The sequence below is a fragment of the Flavobacterium okayamense genome (assembly GCF_019702945.1).
GTDB classification, from domain to species: domain Bacteria; phylum Bacteroidota; class Bacteroidia; order Flavobacteriales; family Flavobacteriaceae; genus Flavobacterium; species Flavobacterium okayamense.
Window position 1 is genome coordinate 55,323 of sequence record NZ_AP024749.1, and the last position, 16,434, is coordinate 71,756.

At 29.3% G+C, this 16,434-nt stretch carries 13 protein-coding genes; 9 read left to right on the plus strand and 4 right to left on the minus strand.

Translation table 11 applies throughout. The features are described 5' to 3' along the window. Positions 1 to 63 precede the first annotated feature (63 nt). Positions 64 to 2,457: a TonB-dependent receptor gene (locus tag KK2020170_RS00265; RefSeq protein WP_221258823.1), complete on the plus strand. Its 2,394-nt coding sequence runs from the start codon at positions 64 to 66 to the stop codon at positions 2,455 to 2,457. Positions 2,458 to 2,565: 108 nt separating this feature from the next. Here KK2020170_RS00265 and KK2020170_RS00270 read toward each other — a convergent pair whose 3' ends face one another. Beyond that, on the minus strand, positions 2,566 to 3,573 hold the full coding sequence (locus tag KK2020170_RS00270; protein WP_221259961.1) for a 3-oxoacyl-ACP synthase III family protein: 1,008 nt from the start codon (positions 3,571 to 3,573) through the stop codon (positions 2,566 to 2,568). A gap of 189 nt (positions 3,574 to 3,762) precedes the next feature. Here KK2020170_RS00270 and KK2020170_RS00275 point away from each other — a divergent pair, with 189 nt between their 5' ends. Then, the gene (locus KK2020170_RS00275) at positions 3,763 to 6,177 is read left to right on the plus strand and encodes an alpha/beta hydrolase family protein (protein WP_221258824.1); all 2,415 of its coding nucleotides are present in this window, start codon (positions 3,763 to 3,765) and stop codon (positions 6,175 to 6,177) included. A gap of 20 nt (positions 6,178 to 6,197) precedes the next feature. Here the strand turns inward: KK2020170_RS00275 and KK2020170_RS00280 are convergent, their stop codons facing one another. Next, positions 6,198 to 7,133 carry an ABC transporter ATP-binding protein gene (locus KK2020170_RS00280; RefSeq protein ID WP_221258825.1) on the minus strand — a complete coding sequence of 312 codons (936 nt, stop codon included), beginning with the start codon at positions 7,131 to 7,133 and terminating at the stop codon, positions 6,198 to 6,200. Between the two features lie 84 nt (positions 7,134 to 7,217). Here KK2020170_RS00280 and KK2020170_RS00285 point away from each other — a divergent pair, with 84 nt between their 5' ends. The 4 genes from KK2020170_RS00285 to KK2020170_RS00300 all read left to right on the plus strand — a co-directional run bounded on the left by KK2020170_RS00285 (position 7,218) and on the right by KK2020170_RS00300 (position 11,279). Then, positions 7,218 to 7,817 carry a hypothetical protein gene (locus tag KK2020170_RS00285; protein ID WP_221258826.1) on the plus strand — a complete coding sequence of 200 codons (600 nt, stop codon included), beginning with the start codon at positions 7,218 to 7,220 and terminating at the stop codon, positions 7,815 to 7,817. A 141-nt stretch (positions 7,818 to 7,958) separates the two neighbouring features. Further along, the gene (gene htpG, locus KK2020170_RS00290; RefSeq protein ID WP_221258827.1) at positions 7,959 to 9,845 is read left to right on the plus strand and encodes a molecular chaperone HtpG; all 1,887 of its coding nucleotides are present in this window, start codon (positions 7,959 to 7,961) and stop codon (positions 9,843 to 9,845) included. Positions 9,846 to 9,960: 115 nt separating this feature from the next. Then, positions 9,961 to 10,773 (plus strand): alpha/beta hydrolase, encoded by an 813-nt coding sequence (locus tag KK2020170_RS00295; RefSeq protein ID WP_221258828.1) that lies wholly within the window; start codon positions 9,961 to 9,963, stop codon positions 10,771 to 10,773. After that, positions 10,770 to 11,279: a GNAT family N-acetyltransferase gene (locus KK2020170_RS00300; RefSeq protein ID WP_221258829.1), complete on the plus strand. Its 510-nt coding sequence runs from the start codon at positions 10,770 to 10,772 to the stop codon at positions 11,277 to 11,279. Before KK2020170_RS00295 ends, KK2020170_RS00300 begins: the two co-directional genes overlap by 4 nt. Here the strand turns inward: KK2020170_RS00300 and KK2020170_RS00305 are convergent, their stop codons facing one another. Next, positions 11,280 to 13,379 (minus strand): outer membrane beta-barrel family protein, encoded by a 2,100-nt coding sequence (locus KK2020170_RS00305; protein WP_221258830.1) that lies wholly within the window; start codon positions 13,377 to 13,379, stop codon positions 11,280 to 11,282. Positions 13,380 to 13,467: 88 nt separating this feature from the next. Here KK2020170_RS00305 and KK2020170_RS00310 point away from each other — a divergent pair, with 88 nt between their 5' ends. Together KK2020170_RS00310 and KK2020170_RS00315 are read left to right on the plus strand one after the other, a co-directional pair. Beyond that, positions 13,468 to 13,854, plus strand: coding sequence for a DUF2721 domain-containing protein (locus KK2020170_RS00310; RefSeq protein WP_221258831.1), 387 nt, complete (start codon positions 13,468 to 13,470; stop codon positions 13,852 to 13,854). 58 nt (positions 13,855 to 13,912) lie between these two features. Next, positions 13,913 to 14,710: a hypothetical protein gene (locus KK2020170_RS00315; protein ID WP_221258832.1), complete on the plus strand. Its 798-nt coding sequence runs from the start codon at positions 13,913 to 13,915 to the stop codon at positions 14,708 to 14,710. 26 nt (positions 14,711 to 14,736) lie between these two features. Here KK2020170_RS00315 and KK2020170_RS00320 read toward each other — a convergent pair whose 3' ends face one another. Then, positions 14,737 to 15,261: a murein L,D-transpeptidase catalytic domain-containing protein gene (locus KK2020170_RS00320; RefSeq protein ID WP_255567323.1), complete on the minus strand. Its 525-nt coding sequence runs from the start codon at positions 15,259 to 15,261 to the stop codon at positions 14,737 to 14,739. Between the two features lie 228 nt (positions 15,262 to 15,489). Between KK2020170_RS00320 and KK2020170_RS00325 the strand changes: the two genes are divergently transcribed. Beyond that, the gene (locus tag KK2020170_RS00325) at positions 15,490 to 16,386 is read left to right on the plus strand and encodes an EamA family transporter (RefSeq protein ID WP_221258834.1); all 897 of its coding nucleotides are present in this window, start codon (positions 15,490 to 15,492) and stop codon (positions 16,384 to 16,386) included. The last annotated feature ends 48 nt before the right edge of the window (positions 16,387 to 16,434 follow it).

Here is a 16,434-nt window from a genome sequence, read left to right on the forward strand (position 1 = left end):
AATGAATGTTTATGCTGTCTATTAACCTAAATCATCAATCAAACCAATTAAACAATTCTTAAAATGAAATTATCACTTTACGTACTTTTTTTATTGAGCAGTCTAGGAATTTACGCTCAAAATACAGGAAGTGTTTCTGGAAAAGTAATCGATCAAAAAACAAACGAACCTTTACCTTATGTTACCATCGTTGTTAAAAGTAATGACGCTACAGTTACTGGAGGCATTACAGACGATAAAGGTGAGTTTGAAGTTTCTAAATTAGCTTCAGATAACTACACAGTTGAAATTCAATTTATAGGATACAAAACAGTCGTTAAACAAGTTAACTTGACAGAAACTAAAAAAGTTGAACTTGGCACTATTTTAATTGCAGAAGATGTACAACAACTTGAAGGCGTTGAAGTTGTAGCCGAGCAATCACAAATGGTACAAAAAATTGACCGAAAAGTAATTAATGTTGGAAAAGATTTAATTGCTTCTGGAACAACAGCTTCGGAAATTATGAACAATGTTCCTACTTTGAGTATTGACCCACAAACTAAAGAAATTAGTATGCGTGGTAACTCTAATGTTCGCGTATTAATAGATGGAAAACCATCGAATATTCCAGTTGAACAGTTATTACAACAAATTCCGTCAGCATCTATTAAACAAATTGAATTAATTACCAATCCTTCTGCAAAGTACAATCCTGAAGGAATGAGCGGAATTATTAATATTATTTTACATAAAAATTCTCAAGACGGATTTAACGGTTCTATCAATACTGGCGTTACTTTTGGAATTACACCAAAAACAAACACAAACATCAATTTGAACTACAGAGTTGGTAAGGTAAATTTCTATACTAACTATGGTTACAATCATGGTATAAATGCAAATAATGGTTACATTGAAAGTGAAAGACCTTCTTTAGAAAACCGTCAAGATTTTAGTTTTAGAAACTTAAATAATTCTCATTTGATTAAATTAGGAATGGATTATTATATAAATGATAAGAATAATATTTCATTCTACACCAATCAAAATATTACAGATACAAATGGTGACGGAAGTTCTTTAGTGAATTTTTATAATCCTATCACAAATAGAGATACTGACCAATATTTTTTCAATAATAATGAAAGTTATAACCAAACTTACGATTTAGCATATCATCATGATTTTGATAAAAAAGAAGAAATTTTAGATATACAATTAAACTATTCTAAAACAAAAAACACAGAAGAAACTAAATACGACGAGACAACATATAACCCGACTGAAAATAGTATTAGATTTAATAACATTGAAGGAAACACAAACTATTTCCAATTTAATTTAGACTATATTAATCCGTTAACTGAAACTTCTAAATTAGAACTTGGAGTTGAATCTAGGTTACAAGATACTTCTAGTGATTTTGATGATATACAAACATCAACAACAACAATAAATAATTTTGAGTTTAATCGAAATATATATTCAGCTTATGCAAATATTGGTAAGCAAATAGGTAAATGGAGTGGACAACTTGGCGTGCGTTTAGAATATTTTGATTTAGATGCTGATTTTGCTTCAACAGGTTCAGCTAATCAAAAAGTTACTGATGATATTTTTACTGCGTATCCCTCTGCATTTTTAACATATACAAAAGATGATAAAAACTCTTTCAATTTAAATTATTCGAGAAGAGTTGACAGACCAAGTATTGGACAATTAAATCCAATTAGAGAATGGACAACACCTTTATTAGAATCTAGAGGAAATCCCGATTTAGTTCCACAATTTACTAACTCATTAGAAATAAATTATACTCGAAAAATGAAAATTGGTTCCATTACAAGTGGTGCATTCTACAGGTTAATTAATGACGAAATTTCTAGAGTAGTTTTTGCTGATCCAGATAATGTAAATAGAAACATCCTTTCTTATGACAATTTCAATAACAATAATGCATTTGGGGTAGAATCATCTGCCAACTTAAAATTCGCAAAATGGTGGTCTGTTAATACAAGTGCCGATGTGTATTTTAGAACGGTTAAAGGAACTGTACAAAATTCAGACACAGGTGTTTTTGAAAATGCTGAAGTTGATGTGACTGCTTTTAATTTCAGAATGAATAACAATTTTACAGCTACTCAAAATTTACGTTTTCAATTATTCGGATTTTATAGAGGTCGCGATTTAAGTTTACAATTTGAAAGAAAAGAAATGTATAAAATAGATATTGGTTCAAGTTATAATTTTGCCAAAGGTAAAGGAACTATTACAGCACGTTTAAATGACGTTTTTGACACGATGCGTTTTGCTTTCGACGGAAATATTCCTCACAGACAATATGGAGCATTTTACTGGGAAAACCAAACTGTTTATTTAGGCTTAAATTACCGTTTTGGTGGTGGAAAAAACAGAGCTCTTTCTAGAAAACAACGTGATGATAACGAATCGCAAGGTAGTGGAGGAATGTTTTAATTTCTTAGTAATTAGTCGTAAATGATTAGTTAATAGTAAAAACGCTCTGAAAATTCAGAGCGTTTTTTGTTTTTATTCTATTTTTTTATTCTCTTTTTTCTAAAAAAATCACCAACGAATAATAGCACTTCCCCAAGTAAAGCCTGAACCAAAAGCAGCTAAAACAACTAAATCACCTTCTTTAATTTTTCCTTGTTCCCAAGCTTCCGTTAAAGCAATTGGAATGGAAGCTGCAGTAGTATTTCCGTATTTCATAATATTATTATGCACTTGACTATCTTCTAATTTAAATTTCTGTTGGATAAACTGTGAAATTCTCAAATTCGCTTGATGCGGAATTAACATATTAATATCAGAAACTTGAAGATTATTCTTCTGTAAACCTTCATTAATTACTTCGCTAAAACGAACTACTGCATTCTTAAATACAAATTGTCCGTTCATATATGGATAATAACTTTCATCATCAGGATTGTTGTCTTTGATTATATCCGTTACCCAACGTTTTCCCATTCCTGGTGCAACTAATGCTAATTCTTCAGCATGTTGCCCTTCCGAATGTAAATGCGTAGATAAAATACCTTTCGAATTATCTTCTGTTCGTGACAAAACCGCCGCTCCTGCTCCATCACCAAAAATTACTGAAACACCTCTACCTCGAGTTGTAAAATCTAATCCACGTGAATGTACTTCAGAACCAATAACTAAAACATTTTTATACATTCCTGTTTTAATAAATTGATCAGCAACAGACAATCCATATACAAAACCAGAACACTGGTTTCTTACATCCAAAGCACCTACTGTTTTTAAACCTAAATCGCGTTGTACTAAAACTCCTGGACCAGGAAAATAATAGTCAGGACTTAATGTTGCAAAAACAATAAAATCTATATCCTCTTTTGCAACTCCAGAACGTTCAATTGCCATTTCAGCGGCTTTAACACCCATTGATGTAGTTGTATCGTCTAAACTAGAAACATGCCTTCTTTCTTTAATTCCAGTACGCTCTTGAATCCATTCATCATTAGTGTCCATCAACTTAGACAGATCTTCATTAGTTACCACATTATCAGGAACGTAATAACCTAAACCTGAAATTCTTGAATTATACATCATCATATTATCAAATTATTAATTTATTAAAGCAAAACTATAAAATTATCAAAAAAATATTGAATTTAAACACTTGTATTATTGAATCCAAAAAAAAAAATAATTTAAGTAAAATTCTATTTAACAAAATTTAAAGAAATCTAAAATCTCAATTTTTTAAATTTGGGAACCAAACAAATAAATTCCTCGATGAAAAAAACTATTTTTTATTTGTCATTACTTTTAATGACATTATCAACACAAGCTCAAGAGAACTTAAAGTATCAAAAGCCACCCAAAGAAATTTTAGATTTGGCGGATTATGAAAGAGCTCCTAGTGTAAGCATGGATTCTAAAAAAGAAAATATGCTTTTAAGTTACACTAATACATACAAGAGTTTAGACGAACTAAATCAAGATGAAATGAAATTAGGCGGATTACGTATTAATCCATCTACAAATATTTCAAGTACTGTAACTTATATTAATAATTTAAAACTTTCTAAAGTAAAAAACGGTTCGCCAAAACAAGTAATTGGTTTACCTGAAAATGCTAAGATTACAAATATTTCTTGGTCTCCAGATGAGAAAAAAATAGCTTTTACTAATACAACTGAAAAAGGTGTTGAATTATGGGTTATAGATGTAGCAATAGTAACTGCAAAAAAATTGACTGCTGATAATTTAAATGCTAACTTAGGTAATCCTACAAATTGGTATAGAGACAGTAATAAAATATTAATTAAGGTTCTTCCTGAAAACAGACCTAAATTAATCGATAACGAAAAAGATTTACCTGAAGGACCAATAGTGTCTGAAACATCTGGCGGTAAATCTTCACAAAACAGAACCTATCAAGATTTATTAAAAAACAAAATAGATGAAGCCAACTTTGAGACTTTAGTTACTTCAGAACTATATACCGTTGATTTAAATGGTAATAAAAAGCTTTTTAAACCTGCTGCAATTTATGCAGATGAAAGTTTTTCACCTGATGGAAACTACATCTTACTTACTAAAATTAACAAACCCTTTTCTTATGTAGTTCCTTACAGCAGATTTCCTCAATCTGAAACTGTTTATGATATCAATGGAAATTTAATTAAAGAAGTAAACAATGTGCCATTAGATGAAATAAGAGCAAAAGGATTCATGTCTACTCGCGCTGGAAAAAGAGGAATCGGTTGGAGAGCAGATGAACCATCAACATTATACTTTTCTGAAGCATTGGATGGTGGAGATGCTAACAAAGAAGTAGAATTTAGAGATGAAGTTTTTTTATGGAAAGCGCCATTTAATGAAGCGCCAAAATCATTCTTTAAAACTCAATTGCGCTTTGCAGGAGTTACTTGGGGAAATAAAGATATTGCGATGTTTATGGAATATTGGTACGATACTAGAACTCTAAAACGTTATTTAATCAATCCAAGTATTGAAGGTGGTAATCCTAAAAAAATCGAAGAGCGTAATTATCAAGACAGTTATAGTGACCCTGGAAGTTTTCAAATGAAAAAGAACGATTATGGAAGATATGTTTTAAATATTGAAAACAATAAAATGTATCTTTTGGGTGAAGGTTTCACTAAAGAAGGACAATTCCCATTTATTGATGAATTTGATTTAAAAACATTAAAAACTAAACGCTTATACCGCTCTGATCTAAAAACTAAAAAAGAAAATTTACTTTCTTTAGAAGATGCAAAAAAAGGGGAAGTATTAGTTCGTATTGAATCGAAAAATGAATATCCTAATTACTATTTCAGAAATTTAAAATCGAAAAAACTAACTCAAATAACCGATTTTAAAAATCCGTTTGAAAGTTTAAAGAATGTTTACAAAGAAGTAATTACCTATAAAAGAAATGACGGTGTTTCTTTATCAGGAACTTTATATTTACCTGCTGGATATGACAGAACAAAAAAAGACAAAAAACTTCCTTTATTAATTTGGGCCTATCCACAAGAATTTAAGGATAAAAATAGTGCTGGACAAACCACACAAAATCCAAATGAATTTACATTTCCATACTATGGTTCGTTTGTATATTGGGTAACCCGTGGCTATGCTGTTTTAGATGATGCTGCTTTCCCAATTATTGGTGAAGGAACAACAGAACCAAACGACACATTTATTCCTCAGTTAGTTGCTAATGCTGAAGCTGCAATTAATGCGGTTGATAATTTAGGTTATATTGACAGAACTAAAGTTGGAGTGGGCGGACATAGTTATGGCGCTTTCATGACAGCAAATTTACTTACACATTCAAAATTATTTGCTTGCGGAATTGCACGAAGCGGTGCTTATAACAGAACACTTACACCGTTTGGTTTCCAAAGTGAACAAAGAAATTATTGGGATGTTCCTAATATTTACAATGGAATGTCGCCATTTATGAATGCTGAAAAAATGAAAACGCCTATTTTATTAGTTCATGGCGAAGCCGATAATAATCCAGGTACTTTTACTTTACAAACAGAACGTTATTATCAAGCTCTAAAAGGTTTAGGTGCACCAGCAAGAATGGTAATTTTACCAAAAGAAAGTCATGGATATCGTGCAAAAGAAAATATTTTCCATTTGTTATGGGAACAAGACCAATTCTTAGAAAAACATTTAAAAAATTAATATTTAAAAAAAATCCCGAATCAATTTCGGGATTTTTCTTTTAAATATAATATTGTTCCTATTTCGTGTTCTCTATCAGAGTTAAAATAAATTAAACTTTGATTAAAATTTCCTTCAATTAAAAAATGGCTCCCTTTGAAAAAGCTCTGCTTAACTTCTACTTCAATTTCGGAGTTTTCTACTATTTCAAATTCGTTTGGATAGAATAATTTTTTTTCACCTTTTATTTCAATTTCAGAAACATCATCAAATAACGACGCTACATATTTACTTGACTTTTCTTCATAAATAGTTAAAGTTTTACCTTTAACTATTAACTCACCTTCTTTCATTACCATTATTTCGTCAGCAAAAGATAATGAATCATTAACATCATGTGTAGCAATAACACATGTAATATTTCTCTTTTTTAAATAACTAAAAATATTTCTTCTTAAACTATTCTTTCTGAAATTATCAATATGACTAAAAGGTTCGTCTAATAATAAAAGTTCAGGTTCTTTAGCTAAAACTTTTGCCAAGGCAACACGCTGCATTTGACCACCGCTTAAATATTTTACCTTCGTGTTGAAAAATTCACTCATTTCAACCACCTCAAGTAATTCATCTATCCTAGCCTTCTTTTCTTCAGGAAAAAAATTAGATAAATATTTACCTACATTTTCTGAGACGGTTATGTATGGCATCAAATCAAAATCTTGTGCTAAATATTTTATTTGTGACATACCAGGAACCAAGTTAAATTTTGGACCAGTAACCACTTCACCATTCCAATAAATATTACCAGATTTTGCATCTTCTAGACCATAAATCAACTTTAACAATGTACTTTTTCCGCAACCACTTTCCCCAATAATCGCAAGACTTTCACCTTGTTTAATGGCAAAAGAAAGTAAGTTTAGCGTATTAAATACTTGATTACTATATTGAAACGAAAGTGATTCTACTTTTAACATGAAAGAAATAAAAAACAAAAGTATTAAGTTATTTTTAAAAAAATAAATAATTACTATATTGCACCGCCCAAAATTAATACCAATATGAAATTTAATCTTTTAAAAGGAGCTCTTTTTTTAATCTCTTTATTTTCTTTTACAACTTCACAAGCGCAATATGGTCTTGAAGTTAATTATGGTTTAAACGGAGTTTTTGAACCAAGTATTAACAATCTTTCTCACTTTGGAGCTGGATTAACCTATGATTTCGATGAAACCTATGGTTTAAAATTAGATTTTGCTTCTGATAAATTTAGAACAGATATTTTAAAACTAGATGAGAAAACAGGTGTTGATATTACTAGAATATCAATTCAAGGTACTGCTAATATTTCATCATTAATTACGCGTGCTAGCAGTCATGATTTCTTTAACCTAATCGCTCATGGTGGTGCAGGTTATTCTTTAGTAAAATCATCTCTAGGTGGTGGTAATGACAACTTAGTTAATGTAATTGGAGGCTTAACTCCACGATTCAGAATTACTGACGGATTGTTTTTTGCAATAGATACATCTGTTGTGTTTAACATTTCACAACATTACAATTTTGACGGTACTTTAGCTTATACGGATGCAGTAAATTCATTTACAGGAATAACTTATAACGTTACTGGTGGTATAATTTATAAGTTTAACGAATACTAAAAATAAAACCAACCCAAACTATTTTCATGTATAAGGCTTCTCATTTTTTGAGGAGTCTTTTTTTATGTCAATTTGTCACCAAAACAACTTTGGTATTTTATTTGAAAAACCTTTTACAAGTTTAATTTAAAACAGATAGATATGTCAAGTGGAAAAATTAATGTTTCGGTAGAAAACATATTTCCTTTAATTAAAAAGTTTTTATATAGTGATCACGAAATTTTTCTTCGTGAATTAGTTTCTAATGCAACTGATGCTACTTTAAAACTAAAACACTTAACAAGCATTGGAGAGGCAAAGGTTGAATACGGCAATCCTATCATTGAAGTGAAAATTGATGCCGTAGGTAAAAAACTTCATATCATCGATCAAGGCTTAGGAATGACAGCCGAGGAAGTTGAGAAATATATTAATCAAATTGCTTTTTCTGGTGCCGAAGAATTCTTAGAAAAGTATAAAGATTCTGCCAAAGATTCAGGTGTAATTGGTCATTTCGGTTTAGGATTTTACTCGGCTTTTATGGTTGCTAGTAAAGTGGAAATCATCACCAAATCATTTAAAGATGAACCAGCAGCACATTGGACATGTGACGGAAGTCCGGAATTTACGCTAGAGCCACATGATAAAACAGAAAGAGGAACTGAAATTATTTTACATATAGCTGAGGATTCGTTAGAATTTTTAGAAGAAGGAAAAATTAGAGAACTTTTAACTAAGTATAATAAGTTCATGCCAATTCCAATTAAATTTGGCACTAGAAAAGAAGCGCTACCAAAACCCGAAGACGCTGGTGATGATTATAAAACAGAGTACAAAGATGTTGATAATATCATCAATAATCCAAATCCTGCTTGGACGAAACAGCCTTCTGATTTAACAGATGAAGATTACAAGAATTTTTATAGAGAATTGTACCCAATGCAATTTGATGAACCTTTATTTAACATTCATTTGAATGTAGATTATCCGTTCAATTTAACTGGAATTTTATATTTCCCTAAACTATCTTCAGATTTACAAATTCAAAAAGATAAGATTCAATTATATCAAAATCAAGTTTTTGTAACAGATAATGTTGAAGGAATTGTACCAGAATTCTTAACGATGTTAAAAGGTGTTATCGATTCTCCAGATATTCCACTTAACGTTTCACGTTCCTATCTACAAGCTGATGGAAATGTAAAGAAAATTTCAAATTACATTACACGTAAAGTTTCCGATAAATTGAAATCATTATTCAATGAAAACCGTGAAGATTTTGAGCAAAAATGGAACGATATTAAAATTGTATTAGAATATGGAATGCTTTCGGAACCTAAGTTCTATGAAAAAGCTGGAGATTTTGTTTTATACCCTACAACAGAAGAAAAATATTACACTTTAGCCGAATTAAAAGAAAAACTAGCTTCAAATCAAACAGATAAAGATGGAAAGTTAGTCGTGTTATATGCTTCAAACAAAGATGCTCAACATAGTTATATTGAAGCTGCGATTGAAAAAGGTTATGAAGTATTATTATTAGATTCACCTATTGTATCACATTTAATTCAAAAATTAGAAGCGGATAATGAAAATCTAACTTTTGCTCGTGTAGATGCGGATCATTTAGACAAATTAATTCAGAAAGAGGAAAATCAAATTTCAAAATTATCTGATGATGAAAAAGAAAAACTTAAAACTGCTATAGAAGGTTTTGTTCCTAAAGAAACTTATACTGTTCAAATGGAAGCTCTAGATAGCAAATCAGCTCCATTTATGATTACGCAACCTGAATTCATGAGAAGAATGAAAGAAATGAGTCAATCAGGTGGCGGTGGAATGTTTGGCATGGGTAATTTACCCGAAATGTATAATTTAGTAGTAAATACCAATTCTGAATTAGCATCAAATATTTTATCAAATGAAAATGAGGAAGTTCAAAAATCACTTGTAAAACAAGCATTAGATTTAGCCAAACTTTCTCAAGGATTATTAAAAGGAGAAGAGTTAACTGCCTTTGTAAAAAGAAGTTTTGAAAGTTTAAAATAGTTTATTTGATACTTCACAATCCTTTTAGATTCTAAATCAAGTTTAGAATTATAATTAAATTTAAAACCTGTAAGATTCTCTTACAGGTTTTTGTATTTTTAAAGAAAAAAAAAAAATGAAAAACTTTCTTTTAGGAGTGTTATTATTTTCAGTTTTCAGTTTTGGACAAGTAGACCAAAAAAAAGCTTTGAATATAGGAGACATAATAACATTAAAATCAATAATTTTAGTAGAACATCGAAATTTAAATATTGTTTTACCTGATGATTATAATGATGAAGAAAAATATCCTGTTATCTATCTATTAGATGGTTCAATAAACGAAGATTTAATTCACGTAACGGGTTTAGTGCAATTTTTTAATCTTCAATTTAAAATGCCAAAATGTATTATTGTTGGAATTTCTAATCTCGATAGAAAACACGATTTCACTTTTCCTACAACTGATAAAGATTTAAAAAAAGATTACCCAACAACAGGTGGCTCAGAAAATTTCATAGAATTCATTGAAAAAGAATTACAACCTTATATCAATTCAAATTACAGAACCAATGGTAAAAATTATTTAATTGGCCAATCACTTGGTGGATTATTGGCAACTGAAATTCTAATAAAAAAACCGAATCTATTTTCACATTATTTAATTACTAGTCCAAGTTTATGGTGGGACAATCAAAGCTTATTAGAATTAGGCAAACAAGTCTTACCAAAGAATAATTATTCAGAAAAATATATTTACTTGGCCGTTGGTCAGCAAGAACACAAGATAATGGTAAAAGATGCTAAATCACTTGCTTTATTGTTAAGTAAAATAGAAACCAAAAAAACTGATTTTGTAATTTTTCCTGAAGAAAATCATGCGACAATTTTACACAATAGTTTGTACAAAGCATTTTCATTATTATTCCCTTTTACAGAAAACAAATGAATTTACAACCAATATTACATAACGAATTAGTAACATTAATACCTTTACAAAAAGGAGATTTTGATGAATTATACAATATTGCTTCTGACGAATTGTTGTGGGAACAACATCCTAACAATGATAGGTTTAAAAAAGAAGTCTTTGAAGAGTTTTTCAACAAAGCAATAGAATCTAAAGGAGCATTCAAAATTATCGACACTGTATCCAATCAAGTTATTGGCTCGACTCGATTTTATAATTATGATGCAAATTTAAAAACTATAGTAATTGGTTATACATTCATCGATCGAAGCCTTTGGGGAACCAATTATAACTCCACAGTAAAACATTTAATGATGGATTATGCTTTCCACTTTGTAGAAAACATACATTTTCATGTTGGCGAAACTAATTTCCGCTCACAAAAAGCAGTTGAAAAACTAGGTGGAAAGAAAATTGGCGAAATAAAAGACGATACTTCGCCAAAAACAAATTGGATTTATGAAATAAATAAAAAGTCTTATTAACTAATTCTTTAATACTTCATTTCCTTCTTCTTTCTTAGTAGAATTAAGAAAATTTGAATCTTCTTTTGCTAATTTATTTCGAGTTGGAATTTTATAATTCAATGAAAAACCAATTCGCCTAGAATCATATTTACTGTAATATTGTAAATCGGTTCCAATTGCACCTAAACCTTGTTTATTTGTATTAAAAATATCGTTTACATATAATGAAACAGATAAATTATCAGATAAGAATTTCTTTGCAAATGTTGCGTCTAATTGCTGACTAAAAGGTTCTTGAATGGCATAATATTGATAATTTCCTCCAGTAGTAGATGTATTATAATTAAGTGTGAATTTAATTTTACTAGGCAACTGAACCTGAGACATTAAATTAAAATTCCAAAAACCTTTATAATCAATTCCATCAAGAAAGTGTTTTTGATGTCCTATATAAATATACAAAAAATTAATTTCATCAGGATTGAAATCAAACTTTAAGGTTTCTTTCAAGCCTTTTAAAAATAACATATAAGGCAATGGTAATCCAAAGTTAAAATTATGAACTTTCAGTTTTGGGGCATTTACAGAAACACTTGCAGCTCCGCCTGGTGTCTCAATAATTCTATTTACTACTTGATTACTTGCATCGCTAATAGAATATCCAATATAAAAATATTCAAAAGCACTTACTCTAATTTCATAATTATCAAAAATTGTAGGATCTAAATTTGGGTTACCAAAAAATGAAACATTTGGATTTTGATAATTTGTGTTATTAGGATTCAAAGCCGAAGTATTAGGCAAACTAATCTTTTTGTTGTAATTAGCATTAAAAAACACTTGCGGCATTATATTGTATTGTATTGTAGCATTAGGGAAAAATCGGGTTAAATCAAATGGCGTTAATAAACCAGTATTTGTTTCTCCTTTAATTTTATAGGATTCTAATCTTCCGCCTAAAATGAAATCAAACTTTTTATAAGTCGATTGAAATTCAGAATAAGCCGCATATGTCGTTCTCCAATAATCTAAATTTTTTACATCAAAACTCTCAGTTACAAAATCTAGTTTATCAGCTAAAACTCCAATGCTAAATTTTGTTTCATCTAATAACTTTAATTCTTGAGAATAATCTGTTTTAAATTGATAAAAATTTTGATTATAATTATTTTGAAGACCAGCAGTTCCATTTATCAATGAAGTTAAGTCAAAATCATTCTGATTATTGTTATAATTAAATCTGAAGTCTAATTTTTTGCTTCTATCTTCAAATCGTTTTTGATAATTTAATGCTACATCATTTCGATTTCTTTTATTTTTACTTAAATCAGAAGAAACAAAACCAAATCCATTAGCATCTATTGTAGATCTATTATTACTGGTATTAAAGTCATAATTTACCAACAATCTATCGTTTCCTAAATCAAATTTCAAACCGGTTTTAACAAAATAAAAACGATTTGTTCTATCGGAAAAGTTTTGAGAAATTACTTCATTTGGACTGAAGAAGTTACTCCTTTGATAGGCTTCATTATAGCTTTGTCCTATTTGTATTTGCCAACCAAACAGACTGTTTTTTGCACTAACAAGTAAACTATTATTAAAACGATGACGAGAATCATCATATTTTGTATAACTATATCCGTTTGAATACGTTGCAGATAGATAATTTTTAGCGTTTTTGGAAGTAATTATATTAATAATAGCACCACCTGATGTTGCTGGAAATTCGGCTCCTGGCTGCGTTATTATTTCAACTTTTTCAATTGAATTTGCTGGTAAACTTTCTAAATACGAAGTCAATTCATTTGAATAAATATTTAATGGTCTACTATCCATAAATACTTCTAACTGTTTACCTTGATACATCATACCAGCAACATCAGAAACTATTAAGCCTGGAAGCTTTTTTAAACCCTCCATAACCGAACCCGAATTTAAATGAGCTTGTTCTGAAAAATCAAAAATGGTACGATCTGCCTTTTGCTCTACGGCTTTTTTCTTTTTCACAAGAATAACTTCTTCTAATTCCGTTGATTTTATTGAATCATTTTCTGTTTGAGAAAATAAAAAATTAGGTAGTATTAATAAAAAAAAGGCAGGTATTAAATTTTTCATTTAAGCTTAATTATCTTGTTATATCATAGTTTGACTTATTTCTAGTAATTTTGTTACAAATTAATTTCATTCTTTACAGTTTTATAAAATGATTTTATCCTTAGAAACTCCGGCGCTACTTTTCTCAGCTACTTCATTGATACTTTTAGCTTACACAAATAGGTTTTTAACAATTGCACAGATTATTAGAAATTTAAAAAGAAATTATGAGCAAGAACATTCTAAAAGTATATTATTAGAAATTAAAAACCTTAATCTACGCTTAACATTAATTCGTTACATGCAATTATTTGGAGTAATGTGTTTGTTTATATCTGTTTTTGCAATGTTAATGCTTTTCTTAGAACAACAGTTAATTGGAATTTATTTATTTGGACTTTCACTATTATGTCTATTAGTTTCATTAGCATTATCTTTTTGGGAAATTAGTATATCGGTTAAAGCATTAAAAATTCATCTTGAAGATTTAAAATAAAAATTCAATTAAACTTTTTTATGTTTTTATAATCTAATTAGCATAAACTATTAAGATTATGAAAAAAAGACTCTCTATTCTAGTATTGTTCTTGGGTATATATTCATTTTATGCACAAGAAAACGTTACTCCTTCTAATGTTGGAAACAATTTTAGTCTTGAAGGCGCCTTAGCTACTTTAAAAGATGTAAGTACAATTGAAGAATTTGAAAAATTAATTAATCAAGAAAAAAGTGATGTAAATAATTTAGATCTGAATAATGATGGTGAAATAGATTATATTCAAGTCGAAGAATTGGTTGAAAACAATATTCACATTCTTGTGTTAAGTACTTTTTTAGATGAAAATGAAAAACAAGATATTGCAACTATAGCAATTGAAAAAACAGGTGAAGAAGAAGCTTATTTACAAATTGAAGGCGATTCTGATTTGTTTCCTGAAAATACTTTAATCGAACCTTTCGACTCTAAAGAGGTAATTAAAAGTAACTCCAAAGGTCCTTCTCTTTTTGATATTGAATGGAAATCCATAGTAGTTAATGTATGGACTTGGCCAGTAATTCGTTTTATATACGCCCCTAATTATGTGGTTTGGATTTCTCCTTACCGTTGGCGTTATTATCCTTTATGGTGGAAACCTTGGGCACCGATTCGATATTCAGTATTTTATTCAAGAAATGCAAGACATCGTGTGTATTTTAGAACAACTACAATAAGACGTTCTACTATTGCCAGAAAAATATATTTACCAAGAAGAAGAACCTCTACTATAATTGTTCGCAATAATCGAAATACTACTATTGTAAAAAAGAATAAAAGAGGCACAACAGTTATACGTAAAAAATCTAGACGATAAAAAAAAACGCCTTTTTGGCGTTTTTTTTATTCTATTATCCAAAGTAAGACGGGTTTTTCAGTATTTTTTAATTTATCATCTAACTTGTACATAAACTCATTAGAAACTGCAGGACAGCCCCAACTTAATGGAGAATATCTCGGATAAATCTCTTTATTTTTTACGGCATTCCAAGAATGTAACACCACTACTCTTTTTACAGCAGTTTCATTAGTTTCTTCCAACCCATGTAGCCAATACTTTGTTTTTATTCCCCATGAACTAACGTCTCTATCCCCTATTTTATATTTCCCTTTCATTGAACAATGACTATTAACTCTACTATCAAATTTTACATTTTGCCATTTATGTAAATTATCTTCAAATTGATCACAACTTCCATGGGTAACTAAATTTTTATCAATTACTTTCTCAGCATCAAAGTCATAAATAAAAAATCTGCTTTTACCAGAATGAAGACTCAAATCAACCAAAAAATAATAGGACTCATCAAATTTATTTTCTTTACAAAATGCTAAAGCTTCTTTATGAAAAGCGTTATAATCTTTCAAAGATTTAATAGTATTAATTGTTTTCGTCTTAGACTTTACTTCAGAGTTATTACAACACAAAAAACAAATTGAAAAAATAATTATTACAAATCTCATATAATTTAATTAAAGTATAATAACTTCAATATTGAATTTTTATTAAGTTTTATAATGTTAATTTCTTACTAAAGTTTATATATCCAAAGCTAAATTCTAAATTCTTATATTTGCGCCCCTTAAATTAAAGTCATGTCGAATAATAATATTTTAAAAGGAGCTGTATTAGTTGGATTAGGCGCTTCTAGTTATGGAATGTTAGCAACATTTGTAAAGTTAGCATACAAAGAAAACTTTACAACTGCTGAAGTTACAACTGCGCAATTTGTATATGGTATTTTAGGAATACTTATTATCATGGCTTTTCAAAAAACTAAAAAACAAAAAGAAGAAATAAAGATTACAAAAAAGCACATTGTCCAATTATTACTTGCTGGAACATCTTTAGGTCTAACAAGTGTTTTCTACTATTTGTGTGTTAAGTACATAAACGTATCTATTGCAATAGTATTATTAATGCAAACGGTTTGGATGGGTGTTTTATTAGAATGGTTTTTAGATAAAAAAGCGCCTTCTTTCCAAAAAATTATAGCCGTAGTCATTGTACTAATTGGAACATTATTGGCAACAAATATTATAAATAGTGAGTTTACTTTAGATTGGAGAGGATTAGCTTTTGGAATTTTAGCAGCCGCTTCATTTACTACGACTATGTTTACTGCAAATAAAATAGCTGTTGGTGTAAATAATGCTAAAAGAAGCTTATACATGCTTTTAGGTGGCGCAATTATCATTGCTATTTTCACATTGATTTCGCAACAAACACCTTTTAATTTTGAAATTTTTGCAAAATGGGGAATATTAGTTGCTTTATTTGGTACAATTATCCCTCCTATTTTGATGAATGCAGGTTTTCCCATTACAGGAATTGGCTTAGGCAGTATTGTTTCTTCTCTTGAATTACCAGTTTCGGTTTCAATGGCATTTTTTATTCTTAACGAACAAGTCATTTTATCACAATGGTTTGGTATTGTTTTAATCATTACAGCAATTGTAATTATGAACTTAAAACTCAAGAGTAAAATATAGTTATTAACCAATATTTGTTAAAATATTAATCAAATCTCAAAATATTAG

Excerpts from the sequence above, each read along its gene's own strand:
- KK2020170_RS00265 (WP_221258823.1), top strand. The coding sequence starts at position 64 with ATGAAATTATCACTTTACGTACTTTTTTTATTGAGCAGTCTAGGAATT.
- KK2020170_RS00270 (WP_221259961.1), bottom strand. The coding sequence starts at position 3,573 with ATGTATAATTCAAGAATTTCAGGTTTAGGTTATTACGTTCCTGATAAT.
- KK2020170_RS00275 (WP_221258824.1), top strand. The coding sequence starts at position 3,763 with ATGAAAAAAACTATTTTTTATTTGTCATTACTTTTAATGACATTATCA.
- KK2020170_RS00280 (WP_221258825.1), bottom strand. The coding sequence starts at position 7,133 with ATGTTAAAAGTAGAATCACTTTCGTTTCAATATAGTAATCAAGTATTT.
- KK2020170_RS00285 (WP_221258826.1), top strand. The coding sequence starts at position 7,218 with ATGAAATTTAATCTTTTAAAAGGAGCTCTTTTTTTAATCTCTTTATTT.
- htpG (WP_221258827.1), top strand. The coding sequence starts at position 7,959 with ATGTCAAGTGGAAAAATTAATGTTTCGGTAGAAAACATATTTCCTTTA.
- KK2020170_RS00295 (WP_221258828.1), top strand. The coding sequence starts at position 9,961 with ATGAAAAACTTTCTTTTAGGAGTGTTATTATTTTCAGTTTTCAGTTTT.
- KK2020170_RS00300 (WP_221258829.1), top strand. The coding sequence starts at position 10,770 with ATGAATTTACAACCAATATTACATAACGAATTAGTAACATTAATACCT.
- KK2020170_RS00305 (WP_221258830.1), bottom strand. The coding sequence starts at position 13,379 with ATGAAAAATTTAATACCTGCCTTTTTTTTATTAATACTACCTAATTTT.
- KK2020170_RS00310 (WP_221258831.1), top strand. The coding sequence starts at position 13,468 with ATGATTTTATCCTTAGAAACTCCGGCGCTACTTTTCTCAGCTACTTCA.
- KK2020170_RS00315 (WP_221258832.1), top strand. The coding sequence starts at position 13,913 with ATGAAAAAAAGACTCTCTATTCTAGTATTGTTCTTGGGTATATATTCA.
- KK2020170_RS00325 (WP_221258834.1), top strand. The coding sequence starts at position 15,490 with ATGTCGAATAATAATATTTTAAAAGGAGCTGTATTAGTTGGATTAGGC.